The organism is Streptomyces sp. NPDC048018 (assembly GCF_043202995.1).
Taxonomy (GTDB): domain Bacteria; phylum Actinomycetota; class Actinomycetes; order Streptomycetales; family Streptomycetaceae; genus Streptomyces.
In genome coordinates, this window is sequence record NZ_JBIDBK010000005.1 from 311,901 (window position 1) to 323,846 (window position 11,946).

General features: G+C 72.0%; 11 protein-coding genes and 1 pseudogene. 8 read left to right on the forward strand and 4 right to left on the reverse strand.

The features are described 5' to 3' along the window. The first annotated feature begins 406 nt into the window (after nt 1-406). The 8 genes and pseudogenes from ACGF1Z_RS21340 (at nt 407) to ACGF1Z_RS21375 (ending at nt 7,404) form a co-directional block, all read left to right on the forward strand. Complete coding sequence (locus tag ACGF1Z_RS21340; protein WP_393006225.1) at nt 407-1,534, forward strand: ABC transporter permease; 1,128 nt, start codon at nt 407-409, stop codon at nt 1,532-1,534. Beyond that, nucleotides 1,531-2,247 (forward strand): ABC transporter ATP-binding protein, encoded by a 717-nt coding sequence (locus tag ACGF1Z_RS21345; protein WP_393006227.1) that lies wholly within the window; start codon nt 1,531-1,533, stop codon nt 2,245-2,247. Before ACGF1Z_RS21340 ends, ACGF1Z_RS21345 begins: the two co-directional genes overlap by 4 nt. A 60-nt stretch (nt 2,248-2,307) precedes the next feature. Then, the gene (locus ACGF1Z_RS21350; RefSeq protein ID WP_393006229.1) at nt 2,308-2,919 is read left to right on the forward strand and encodes a TetR/AcrR family transcriptional regulator; all 612 of its coding nucleotides are present in this window, start codon (nt 2,308-2,310) and stop codon (nt 2,917-2,919) included. Between the two features lie 382 nt (nt 2,920-3,301). After that, nucleotides 3,302-3,505 carry a cold-shock protein gene (locus tag ACGF1Z_RS21355; protein ID WP_393006231.1) on the forward strand — a complete coding sequence of 68 codons (204 nt, stop codon included), beginning with the start codon at nt 3,302-3,304 and terminating at the stop codon, nt 3,503-3,505. Nucleotides 3,506-3,757: 252 nt separating this feature from the next. Next, the gene (locus ACGF1Z_RS21360; protein ID WP_393006233.1) at nt 3,758-5,284 is read left to right on the forward strand and encodes a DEAD/DEAH box helicase; all 1,527 of its coding nucleotides are present in this window, start codon (nt 3,758-3,760) and stop codon (nt 5,282-5,284) included. A gap of 47 nt (nt 5,285-5,331) precedes the next feature. Continuing rightward, nucleotides 5,332-5,625: pseudogene (locus ACGF1Z_RS21365) on the forward strand (CBS domain-containing protein); the annotation flags it as partial. Nucleotides 5,626-6,380: 755 nt separating this feature from the next. Then, nucleotides 6,381-6,719 (forward strand): MerR family transcriptional regulator, encoded by a 339-nt coding sequence (locus ACGF1Z_RS21370; RefSeq protein WP_393006235.1) that lies wholly within the window; start codon nt 6,381-6,383, stop codon nt 6,717-6,719. A gap of 463 nt (nt 6,720-7,182) precedes the next feature. After that, the gene (locus ACGF1Z_RS21375) at nt 7,183-7,404 is read left to right on the forward strand and encodes a hypothetical protein (RefSeq protein WP_393006237.1); all 222 of its coding nucleotides are present in this window, start codon (nt 7,183-7,185) and stop codon (nt 7,402-7,404) included. A gap of 478 nt (nt 7,405-7,882) precedes the next feature. Here ACGF1Z_RS21375 and ACGF1Z_RS21380 read toward each other — a convergent pair whose 3' ends face one another. From ACGF1Z_RS21380 to ACGF1Z_RS21395, 4 genes are read right to left on the reverse strand one after another with little or no spacing between them, the layout of a single operon-like run. After that, nucleotides 7,883-8,500, reverse strand: coding sequence for a histidine phosphatase family protein (locus ACGF1Z_RS21380; RefSeq protein ID WP_393006239.1), 618 nt, complete (start codon nt 8,498-8,500; stop codon nt 7,883-7,885). Beyond that, complete coding sequence (locus tag ACGF1Z_RS21385) at nt 8,497-8,973, reverse strand: SRPBCC family protein (RefSeq protein WP_393006241.1); 477 nt, start codon at nt 8,971-8,973, stop codon at nt 8,497-8,499. Before ACGF1Z_RS21385 ends, ACGF1Z_RS21380 begins: the two co-directional genes overlap by 4 nt. Nucleotides 8,974-8,983: 10 nt before the next feature. Continuing rightward, nucleotides 8,984-10,795 (reverse strand): carbamoyltransferase, encoded by a 1,812-nt coding sequence (locus ACGF1Z_RS21390; RefSeq protein ID WP_393006243.1) that lies wholly within the window; start codon nt 10,793-10,795, stop codon nt 8,984-8,986. Between the two features lie 22 nt (nt 10,796-10,817). Continuing rightward, nucleotides 10,818-11,864 (reverse strand): NAD(P)/FAD-dependent oxidoreductase, encoded by a 1,047-nt coding sequence (locus ACGF1Z_RS21395; RefSeq protein WP_393006245.1) that lies wholly within the window; start codon nt 11,862-11,864, stop codon nt 10,818-10,820. Nucleotides 11,865-11,946 lie beyond the last annotated feature (82 nt).

Sequence of the window (11,946 nt, forward strand, 5' to 3'; positions counted from 1 at the left end):
CAGCCCCGTGCGGCGGTGGGCGCAGGTGCCGCAATCGACGGACCGGGGCAGGACCGCCAGGCCGCCGGGAGCGACGGCCGTCACGCCGTCGCCGGCCTCGGCGACGCAGGCGACGCGGGCGGCGCACTCGGCGCCGCGGGCGGACGGCGGGTCGAGGGGGCCGTGGCCGGCCGGGGTCGGAATCCACGTCGCAGGAGGTCGCGGTGAACGGAGCGACCGACGCCTCCCGGCCGGACCACACCGTGGGGCCCGGGGCCTCGCGCCGCCCGACCGCGCAGGGGTACGACGTGCCGACAGGGGTGTCGGTAACACGCGCTAGGATGCCGACAGCCGCGTCGTCAAGTTTGCGCAAAGAGACGGCGCGCGTCGTCGTGCCCCCATCCCCTTTCACCGCTCGGAGAGCTCCGTGTTCCTTGCCCTACGCGATCTGCGCTTCGCCCGCGGTCGCTTCGCCCTGATGGGCGCGGTGGTCGCGCTCATCGCCGTGCTCGGCGTGCTCCTGTCCGGGCTCGCCGCCGGTCTGGCGGACGCCGGGATATCCGGTCTGCGGGCGCTGCCCGTGACCCACCTGGCCTTCGACGAGAAGGCGACCAGCGAGCAGTTCTCCCGCTCGACCGTGGACCAGGACGACTGGCGTGCCTGGTCCACGGCCCCGGGGGTGAAGCGGGCGGAGCCGTTCGGGAACACCCTGACGAATGCCCAGGTGACCCAGGGCGCCGGGAAGGGCGAGCAGGTCAACCTCGCCGTCTTCGGCATGGCACCCGACTCCTCCCTGGCACCCCGCCCCAGCCGGGGTGAGGGCCTGGAAGAGGGCAGCGGGGGCATCGTGATCACCCGGGAGATCGCCGACCTGGGCGTGGAGGTCGGGGACGTCCTGACCGCCGACAGGAGCGAGGTGCGGCTGACGGTCGTCGGCCTCGTCGACGAGACCGTCTCCTACGGCCACATCGGCGTCGCCTACGCCGACCTCGACACCTGGCGTCACCTGCACTACGGCCTGCCGGGCGACCTGCCCGAGGCCGCGCGCCGGCAGGCCACGGCCGTCGCCCTGACCCTGGAGCCGGGTGCCGACGCCGCCGCCGTGGAGAAGGCGACCGCCACCCGCGCCGACACCAAGGAGACCGCCTTCGGCGCGTCCCCCGGCTACACGGCGGAGTCGAGCACCATGGCCCTGATCAAGGGCTTCCTCCATGCCATCTCCGCCCTGGTCGTCGGCGCGTTCTTCACCGTCTGGACCGTGCAGCGCAAGGCCGAGATCGCCCTGCTGAAGGCGCTCGGCGCCCCGACCGGATACGTCCTGCGCGACGCCCTGGCCCAGGTCGTGGCCGTGCTGGTCGCCGCCACGGCCCTCGGCACCGCCGTCGGCCTGGCCCTCGGGAGCGCGCTGACCGGCAAGGCCCCCTTCTCCCTCTCCGCCCCGGCCGTCGCCACCTCCTCCGGCCTCCTCATCGCCCTCGGAACCGCGGGCGCCGCCGTCGCCGTCCGCCGCATCACCTCCGTCGACCCCCTGACCGCCCTGGGAGCCTCCCGATGACCACACCCGTCACCGACCACCGGGCCGCCCCGGACGCCGAGGGCTCCGGCGGACTGCGGCTGGAGGACGTCACCCTCACGCTGGGCGACGGCGGCACCGCCGTCACCGCCCTCGACCACGTCGGCCTGTGCGTCGCCCCCGGCGAGTTCGTCGCCGTCGTCGGCCCCTCCGGTTCCGGCAAGTCGAGCCTCCTCGCCGTCGCCGGCGGCCTCCAGCGGCCCGCCTCGGGCACCGTGCACGTCGCCGGCACCGAGCTGACCGCCCTGTCGGACAGGGAACGCACCGCCGCCCGGCGCCGCCACATCGGCTTCGTCTTCCAGCAGTCGAACCTGCTGGCCTCCCTCACCGTCCGGGAACAGCTCCTGCTCCCCCTGCACTTCGACGGCCGCCTCGACTCCGCGGCCCGGGCCCGGGCCGACGAGCTCATCGAGGCGGTCGGGCTGACCCACCGCGCCGGTGCCCGCCCGCACCAGCTCTCCGGCGGCGAGCGCCAGCGCGCGGGACTGGCCCGCGCCCTGATGTCCTCCCCCGCCGTCCTGCTGGTGGACGAACCCACCTCCGCGCTGGACCGGCTCCGCTCGGCCGAGGCGGTACGACTGATCGCCGAGCAGACCCATGAGCGCGGCACGGCCACGGTCATGGTCACCCACGACACGGCGATAATGGGCGCAGCCGACCGGGTCCACGAGATGGTCGACGGCCGCCTGTCCTGACCGGCGGCCTCGGGCCGGAACCTCGCTCCCGGCCCCGTCCGCCCCCAGGAGCCGCCCCGCATGCCGAAGATCAACGCCTCCACCGTCGCCGAACACCGCGCCCAGCAGCGCGAGGCACTGATCAGGGCAGCGATCGACATCCTGGTGAACGAGGGCGCCGCCGCCGTCACCCCGGCGGCGGTCGGCGCCCGCGCGGGACTGGCCCGCTCCAGCGTCTACCAGTACTTCGACTCCTCGGCAGCCCTGCTGGCCACCATCACGGAAGAAGCGTTCCGGCGCTCCAACGAGGCACTCGCCCGAGCCCTGGCCACCGCGAACGGTCCGCTGGAACGTGTCGAGGCGTTCTTCGCGGAGAGCCTCCGCCTCGGTGCCGAGGGCGCACACCGGCCCGCCGTCGCCCTCATGAACGCCGGCCTGCCGCCGGCCTGCCGGCAGCGGCTGACGGAACTCCATCTGGAGCAGGTCGAACCCTTCCGCGCCGCCGTACGGGAGCTCGGCGTTCCCGAGCCCGCGCTGACGGCCGACCTGATCGCCGGAATGCTGCACACCGCTCTCGCCGCGGTCGAGAACGGCACCCCCCTCGACACGGTCACCCGGCGCACGCTCGCCCTCGTGCGCCGCTGCCTCACGCCGGTCGGCGGCGCGGTGCGCACACCGGAGGCAGGGGCCTGAGGCCCCCGTACCGCCGTATCCCCTCGCCCCACCGCGGCCGGGCCCGCCGAAGCGGCCCGGCACACCGCGGCCGTTTTTTCCGAAACACCGCCTTCGAAGTACAGGAATACCTGCGACGGCGGTCTGAGATTTTAGCGGGCATCACGGAGAGAGTTTTTACCCGTGACACGCAGGGGTAAATACTCGGCGCACACGGACCGGGGCGACGTGCTACTGTCGAACCAGTTGCAGTTTTGGTACCCGAAGACTTCAAGCGTTTCCCGTCGGTGCACATCGCACGGGAGCGCTTTGTATTTCCGGTCATTTTTCCGGCGGGGCATCATCGCGGCGACACGGCGTCCGCAAAGTGCGGATGCCGATGCACTGCCCCAAGGAGACAGACATGACTGCCGGCACCGTGAAGTGGTTCAACGCGGAAAAGGGCTTCGGCTTCATCGAGCAGGACGGTGGCGGCCCTGACGTGTTCGCCCACTTCTCGAACATCGCCACCCAGGGCTTCCGCGAGCTGCAGGAGGGCCAGAAGGTCACCTTCGACATCGCGCAGGGCCAGAAGGGCCCGACGGCCGAGAACATCGTTCCCGCCTGACGCTGACGCGTAATACGTAGCTGGGGCCCGCATCCCTCGGGGTGCGGGCCCCAGCTGCATGCATTCTGCAGGGTCCGTACGCGCACCCGCACATCTCGCACTCATTTCCCCGCCCGCTTGCGCCGAGAACGAATCACACCCCGGCCCGAGCCGCGCGATTTTCGCATTCTATTCGGCCCGTGCCTTTAATTCCCGACGCCGTTCATTGCTGCCGGAGTTTCTCGATACGCGCCGTATCAAGGAAGGTTCTGAATGAACCCCACACGCACGAACGGCCGTTCCTCCCGCACTCGCCGCCAGGGCGGCCACACGTACGACTCCTCCGCCGGGACAGGCCGAGGCGGTCGCTCCGCCTCGTTCGGGTCGAGCCGCTCGGGAGGCCCGAGCCGTTCGGGTGGTCCGAGCCGTTCCGCGGGGCAGGGCCGGGGTCCCGCCGCGGTGCAGGGCGAGTTCGCGCTGCCGAAGACGATCACTCCGGCGCTGCCCGCCGTCGAGGAGTTCGCCGCGCTGGACCTGGACCGCCGGCTCCTGGCCGCGCTCACCGCGCAGGGCGTGACCGTGCCGTTCCCCATCCAGGGCGCGACCCTGCCGAACTCCCTGGCCGGACGCGACGTCCTGGGGCGCGGCCGCACCGGCTCCGGCAAGACCCTCGCCTTCGGCCTGCCGGTCCTGGCCCGCACCGCCGGGCAGCTCGCCGAGCCCCGCCAGCCGCTGGCCCTGGTCCTCGTGCCCACCCGGGAACTCGCCCAGCAGGTCACCGACGCCCTCACCCCCTACGCCCGCGCCGTGAAGCTGCGCCTGGCCACCGTCGTCGGCGGCATGCCGATCGGCCGCCAGGCCAACGCCCTGCGCAACGGCGCCGAAGTCGTCGTCGCCACCCCCGGCCGCCTCAAGGACCTCATCGACCGCGGCGACTGCCGCCTCAACCAGGTCGCCGTCACCGTCCTCGACGAGGCCGACCAGATGGCCGACATGGGCTTCATGCCCCAGGTCACCGCGCTGCTCAACCAGGTCCGCCCCGAAGGCCAGCGCATGCTGTTCTCCGCGACCCTGGACCGCAACGTCGACCTCCTGGTCCGCCGCTACCTCACCGACCCCGTCGTCCACTCGGTGGACCCCTCCCAGGGCGCGGTCACCACGATGGAGCACCACGTCCTGCACGTCCACGGCGCCGACAAGCAGCGGCTGACCACCGAGATCGCCGCGCGCGAAGGCCGGGTGATCATGTTCCTCGACACCAAGCACGCCGTGGACCGCCTCACCCAGGACCTCCTCAACTCCGGCGTCCGCGCCGCGGCCCTGCACGGCGGCAAGACCCAGCCCCAGCGCACCCGCACCCTGGCCCAGTTCAAGACCGGACACGTCACCGTCCTCGTCGCCACGAACGTCGCCGCCCGCGGCATCCACGTCGACCACCTCGACCTGGTCGTCAACGTGGACCCGCCCACCGACCACAAGGACTACCTCCACCGCGGCGGCCGCACCGCACGAGCCGGCGAGTCCGGCAGCGTCGTCACCCTCGTCACGCCCCAGCAGCGCCGCGCCATGACCCGCCTCATGACCGCCGCCGGCATCGTCCCGCACACCACCCAGGTCCGCTCCGGCGAAGCGGAACTGACCCGCATCACCGGCGCGCAGGCCCCCTCCGGCATCCCCGTGAGGATCACCGCGCCGCCCACCGAGCAGCGCAAGCGCAGCACGAGCACCCGCGGCCGCCGCGGCCCCGCCTCGTCGGCGAGGCGCGCCGGAGCGCGACGCTCCGCCGCCACCGCGGCCTGAGCGTTCCCGCGAGCCGGAAGCCGACCCATCCCCTCAGGAGGCACGTTGTGACGCCGGTCCAGATGCAGCCCCGCCCGACGCACCCCGACCCCTCGCACCCGACGGCCGACGCCGGGGACACTTCCGGCCCGCAGGTCTACGACGACATGACCGTGGAGGTGGCCCTGGCCGTGATGGCCGGGGCCCGCACCGGGCACCTGCTCGTCCGGGACCACGACGACCAGCACACCGGGACGGTCACCCGGGCCCAGCTCACCACCGTCCGCGACAGCCCCGCCTACACGGACCGGCTGCGGCTGCGCGACCTCTCCGACGACGGGACGCCGTTCACCGCGGCCGTCGCGGCCTGACCGAGATCCACGAGCACGTGAGTTGACACCGGGACAACCCAGAGGGCCCGGTCGGCATCCGCCGACCGGGCCCTCCGGCGTCTGCGGTCGTCACCCCGGCCGGGTCCGCCCCGGGATCGCCGTATCTCCGCCGACTCCGATTACCTGTCCACCGAGAGCACGAAAATCTATGTCGGCCGGAGTAGACATTAGGCGGCGGCGTGGTTATGGTTTTTCTCGTAACCCAGAGAGACAGCAGGGCCTGGCAGAGACGGACTGCCGGCAAGCAGTACCCGCAGTACAGGTAGTCAGCAGGACGGTACGGCGGTCGAGTTTCGAAGCCATGGTTTCGCATGACGGCGACGAAGCTGGCGGCCGGACCGGGAGGCCCGCGGATCAGGGGCCTCCGAGCACGGCACCACGACCCTTCCGGCGTGGTCACCGTGAGTGCAGTACAGCAGTACCAGCAGTGAAGCCGGGGAGCAGTACTCCCGGCAGCACGTTGATCGATGAGGGAAGAACGGAGGAACGCAGCGCCATCAGGATCGCCCGGGTGACATCGAGTCCCGGGTACCGCAGGACATCGATAGTGAGGTGGTCTCCGGTCAAGCAACTGCGATCCCCGCACACCCGGCAGCAGTAGGCCGGGCACGCGGACACAGAACGCCGGCGCGTCTTCAGGGCCGGCAGGTGGTGTAGTAGTTCCTTCGGGGCCCTGGTGCCGTTCGGCACCAGGGCCCCTCCATGCGTTTCGCGGAGAGGTGCAAATGACAGCAGATGACTCGTACGACCGTCTCGACGACGACGACTACCCCGCCTACACCATGGGCCGGGCCGCCGACATGATCGGCACCACCCAGGGCTTCCTGCGCGCCATCGGCGAAGCCCGCCTGATCACCCCGCTGCGCTCCGAGGGCGGCCACCGCCGCTACTCCCGCTACCAGCTGCGCATCGCCGCCCGTGCGCGCGAACTCGTCGACCAGGGCACCCCGATCGAGGCCGCCTGCCGCATCATCATCCTCGAAGACCAGCTCGAAGAGGCCCAGCGCATCAACGCCGAGTACCGCCGCGCCGCCGAGGCCGGCACGCCCCCGGAGCCTGCGTGAGGTGAGGCCGCCGGCGCCGGCACCGATCGGCGGACACGAACCGAGGACGCGCCGGAGGGCCGCTCACGAGCAGCCTCCCGTGCGTCCGGGCCACGTCGGCCGTACGAGTGGTCCGGGAGGCGCCGTACGCCCGGCCGCCCGCGCGCGGCAGTGAGGGGTTTCTCAAGCACGCCGGCCCCTCGGACGGCGCCACCCCCACCCGGAGCCGGCGCCCTCAGGGGCGCGCCGAAGGGGGCCGGAACGCCGTCCCGGGCGGGTGCGGGCCCGGGGAGGAGCCGTCGAGCGGGCTCCGGACGATTTCCCGGGCTCACGACGCGGATGCGATTCCTGTCACCCGCACCCCGGCAAAGCGCAGGTCAGCGAGGTGAGTACGGGATTTTTCGCCGAGATCCCGCCGGGCACCGCGCATGGCGGAGAGAAACGACAGCAGCGATCCGACGCGCGGGGGCGCATACTGGCGATGATGACAAAATCCAGTGCACCGAAGCGCTATCTGCCCACCAGCCCCTTCAAGGCTCCGGTCGCGTTGCCTCCCAAGCAGTTCGCCGTGGGCGACCAGGTCACGCACGACGTGCATGGCCTCGGCCGGGTCGTCGGCGTCGAGAACGGGATCGCGGCGGTCGTGAATTTCGGCTCGACGCAGGAGCGGATCCTGAGTCCGTATCCCAAGATGAGCAAGCTCTAGGCCGTGTCTTCCGGATCGTGCCGGACACCACGAGCCCGGCACGATCCGTAGGCCACCGCCCCGTATCACCGTGCCCGGTTCACGGGCGCCACCGGGTCCGTTCCCGGACCCACCCCTCAGAGGAGCCCTCCCATCGACCTGACCTCGCCGTTCTCCGCGCCTGAAGGGGCGACCCCCTTCGCCGCCTCCGGGTCTCCGTCACCCACCACGAATCCCTTCCAGGCACCGGACTTCGGGGACGACGACGCCTTCCTGCCCGAGGACGCGCCGGCGCCCTCCTACCCGGACGCGGCCGGACGCCGGTCCGCCTAGCTTCCGCCCCCTCCCGGGTATCGCTCGCGCGGTGACGTAGGAGCGGGCATCGCCGCAGCCCCTGGTGATCACACGACGCCGGGCGCCTGGACGGCCTCCGCCGTCGACGCCCGGACGCTTTCCCGGGCCGACGCCGGGCTCCCCCATGCCCTCGACCACCGCGGGTTCACCCCAGGTGGTGCGTGTCGTTCAGCGAGTGGAGCATCGCCTCGCCGGGGGCGGTGTAGGTGAGGGTCGACAGCGAGGCCGCCGCGAGTTCCATGTGGAACAGCGTGTGCGGCGGAGCCTGGAGGGCCAGGCGGATCAGCGTGCGCAGCGGACCGACGTGGGACACGACCAGGACGGTGGCGCCGGCGTGACGGGCCAGGAGTTCGTCCCGTACGGCGGTGACCCGGCGGGTGACCTGCCGCATCGTCTCGCCCCCGCCCGAAGGCGGGCTCTCGGGCGAGGCCAGCCACGCGTCGAGGTCGTCCGGGTGGCGCTCGCGGACCTGGGCGAAGGTCAGCCCCTCCCAGGCGCCGAAGTCCGCCTCCCGCAGATCCCGGTCGACCCGGACGCTCAGACCCAGGCGCGCCGCCGCCCAGTGAGCGGTCTCCTGGCAGCGGCGCATCGGCGAGGTGACGATCGCCCCGATGCCGCCGCGGCGGGCCAGCGCGTCCGCCGCCGCCCGGGCCTGGCCGCGGCCCGCGGGTGAGAGGCCCGGATCGGAACCCCCGCTGCCGGAGAGCCGCCGCTGCGGGGTCAGCGGCGTCTCGCCGTGCCGCAGCAGTACGAGCGTCGTCACTTCGCGAAGTGGTCCCGTACGGCGTCCGTCTGCTTCTCCATGACGTCGATGATGGCCTCGACCACCTTCAGGTCGGCGTCCTCGGCGATCTCCAGGACCCGCGACCAGTCGAAGAAGCTGCGGGACGGGTCGTTGGTGACGGGGAACACCCGGATGGTGGCCTCGTATTTGGCGACTCCGCTGGTGGGGGCGACGGCCCGGTAGGACTGGGTCCTGTTGATCTCGTCCCGGGCCGCGATCTCCTGCTGGACGAGGCGCCCGTTGAGGGTGAGCCGGAAGTCGTAGCGGGCCGGGACCGTGTCGACCGAGCCGCCCTCCACCCAGCTGACGTCCCGGTGGATGTCCAGGTCGCCCGGGGACACGATGTCCAGGATCTGCATGGCGTCGCGGACGGTCGCCCACACGGTGTCCGGGTCGGCCTCCAGGACGGTGGAGTGGTACATGGTGTGCTTGCGCTGGATCTGGATCGGCACGGGCTGTTCCCTACTTCCGGTCGGTGCCGCCGGACTTGGCGACGAGGTGGTTTCCGAGGACGAGGTAGTCGATCTCGGTGCCCATGAAGCAGTTCAGGGCGTCGGTCGGGGTGCAGACGACGGGTTCGCCGGCGACGTTGAACGAGGTGTTGATCAGGCAGGGCGTGCCGGTGAGTCCGGTGAACCTCCGCAGCAGGGCCGTGAGCCGCGGGGTGCCCTCGTCCGTCAGGGTCTGGATCCGGGAGGTGCCGTCCACGTGCACGGCGCCGGGGATCCGGTCCCTGTACGCGTCGCGGACCGGGAACACGAACGTCATGTACGGGGAGCTGGTCTTGCGCCCCATCTCGAAGATCTCCGGCGCCTGCTCCTCCAGGACGAGGGGAGCGAACGGGCGGAAGGGTTCGCGGTGCTTGACCCGGGTGTTGATGATGTCCTTGATGTCGCCGAAGCCGGGGTTGGCGAGGATGCTGCGATGCCCCAGCGCGCGGGGCCCGTGTTCGAGGCGGCCTTCGAACCAGCCGATGACGACCTTCTCCGTCAGCAGCTCCGCCACCCGCTCGACGACCTCGTCGTCGTCCAGGCGTACGGCGGTGACCCGGCCGGCGAAGGCCGCGAGGGCCTCCTCGATCGCGGCTTCGCCGTAGGACGGCCCGAGGTACGGGGAGACCGGCGCGGAGGCGGCGAGCACGTCCGCGGGGGTGGTGCCGGGGTGGTTCAGCCAGGCGTGGGCCGCGGCTCCGATGGTGATGCCGGTGTCGGAGGCGCCGAAGCTGACCTGCATGTCCACGAAGCGGGAGCCCTCGAACATCGGGGTGTTGTTCAGGCAGTTCAGGGCGACGCCGCCCTCGAACAGCAGGCGGTCGAGGTCCGTCCGCTTCTCCAGGTGGCGGACCTGGTGGGCGGTGGCGACGTTCAGCATCTGCTGCGCGGCGGCGGCGACGCGGGAGGTGTACTCCAGGGTGTCCTCGAAGGGGCCGAAGTACTCCTCGAACAGGGCGTCGTGGCTGTGCAGGTCGTCGGTCCGCAGGGGTTCGGTGAAGGTGTAGCGGCCGTCGTCGTGCAGCCTCAGCAGGTCCTCGACGAACGGGTTCGGGGTCGGCGGCTCGGCGTATCCGGCCAGGCCCATCACCTTGTACTCGTCGTTGTTGGGGACGAAGCCGAGGAAGCGGGTGACGGCGGAGAACAGGGTGCCGATCGAGTGCTGGGCCCCGGTGGCCGTGTCGTCGAAGACGGTGATGCGGCCGTCACGGATCTCGCCGGCGAGGGTCGAGAAGCGCTCGGCGCGCCCGTCGCTGACGAGGAACGCCGAGTCCTTCATCCCGGCCAGGAAGTAGCCGGTCGTGGCGTGCGCCAGGTGGTGCGGGACGAAGCGGACCTTGGCCGGGTCGGGACGGTGTCCGGTGCGGGCCTCGAAGTCCGCGAGCATCGCCTCGTGGCTGACGACCCGGTCGAAGAGGTCGGTCATGTCGCCCAGCAGGCGGGCCTTCGCATCCGGCGCCTGCGACGAGGTGCGGATGCCGTCCAGGAGCTCGTCCAGCACCTGGGGGGTCCAGTTCCAGGGGAAGGCGAACAGGTCGACGTCGTCGAACGTGACCCCGGCCTCCGCCAGGCACCAGTCGATCGCGTTCACGGGGAAGTCGGTGGTCTTCTTCTCCCGGTTGAGGCGTTCCTCCTCCACCGCGGCGACCAGCCGGCCGTCGATCAGGAGCGCGGCGGCGGCGTCGTGGCCCAGGAGGTAGTGCTTGTTGACGCCGGTCGCGCCGAGGCGTTCGGAGAAGAACTCCGACACCCGGCTGAAGCCATTACATCCGAGAACAATCACGGCACTCTTTCCTGTCAGGGGGCTACGTGGCGATCAGCAGGTCGCGGAGCGTCTCCCCGGCCGCGGGTGCCTGGCACAGACCCGCCCCGGTGAATCCGGCCGCGTACAGGAAGCGGCGGCCGGGGTCTGCGCCGATGAGGGCGGTGTTCCCGGGGCTCGCGTCGAAGTCGCCGCTCCAGGCGCGGTGCAGGCCGCTGCCGGCCAGGGCCGGGAAGAGGCGGCCGAGATGGCCGGCGATGCGGCCGAGCCAGGACTCCCGCGACTCGTCGGCCTGCGGCGCGCCCATGGCGAGCAGGACGCGGTCCTTCCAGGCGCGGATCCGCAGGCCGGAGGCGGCGTGCAGGGTCATGGGCAGGTCGCCGGGCGGCGCGGACGGCGCGTCGGTGAAGAGCATCTCCATCGTGCGGGGTGTCAGCGGCAGGTCGACCGATGCCAGCGACGCCACCTCGCCGGACCACGGCCCGGCCGCGCACACGATGCCGTCCGCCGTGATGCTGCCCCGCGGGGTGTGGACGGTGTTGTCGTCGTCGATGCGGGTGACGGGGGTGTGGGTGAACAGCCGGGCGCCGTGGTCGCGCGCGGCGGCGGCGTAGCCGCGGACGATGTCGAGGCCGTCCACGTGGTACGCCTCGGGGGACCAGGCGGCGGCCAGGACGGCGCGTTCGTCGACGAGCGGGTTGAGTGCGGCCGCCTCGCGGGGTCCGATCAGGCCGACGCCGACGCCGGCGGCGCGCTGGTCCGGAAGCCCGTCCTCGAAGTCGGCGATCTGCCGCTCGTCGGTGAACAGCGCCATGAACCCGAGCCGGCGCAGTCCGAGCGGGGTTCCGGTGCGCCGGGCGAAGTCGTGGTACGCGGTCAGGCTGCGTACGGCCCGCTGCCCGGTCTCGGGCAGGCCGGGGAAGTAGGTGCGGACCATGCCCGCCGTGTGCGCGGACGCCCCGCCGCCGAGGCCTCCGCGTTCCAGCAGCACGGTGTTCACGCCGGCTTCGGCGAGGTGGTAGGCGGCGGAGGTGCCGATCACTCCCCCGCCGATGACGACGGCGTCGGCGCGGGCGGGCAGGGCGCTCACTGTCTTCGTTCTCCTGGGGGTGGGGTGCGGCGGGGGTGGGGAGGGTGCCGGTGGCGCCGTTCCCGGCGGACTTCGGGCCGGT

Excerpts from the sequence above, each read along its gene's own strand:
- ACGF1Z_RS21355 (WP_393006231.1), top strand. The coding sequence starts at position 3,302 with ATGACTGCCGGCACCGTGAAGTGGTTCAACGCGGAAAAGGGCTTCGGC.
- ACGF1Z_RS21360 (WP_393006233.1), top strand. The coding sequence starts at position 3,758 with ATGAACCCCACACGCACGAACGGCCGTTCCTCCCGCACTCGCCGCCAG.
- ACGF1Z_RS21375 (WP_393006237.1), top strand. The coding sequence starts at position 7,183 with ATGACAAAATCCAGTGCACCGAAGCGCTATCTGCCCACCAGCCCCTTC.
- ACGF1Z_RS21370 (WP_393006235.1), top strand. The coding sequence starts at position 6,381 with ATGACAGCAGATGACTCGTACGACCGTCTCGACGACGACGACTACCCC.
- ACGF1Z_RS21350 (WP_393006229.1), top strand. The coding sequence starts at position 2,308 with ATGCCGAAGATCAACGCCTCCACCGTCGCCGAACACCGCGCCCAGCAG.
- ACGF1Z_RS21345 (WP_393006227.1), top strand. The coding sequence starts at position 1,531 with ATGACCACACCCGTCACCGACCACCGGGCCGCCCCGGACGCCGAGGGC.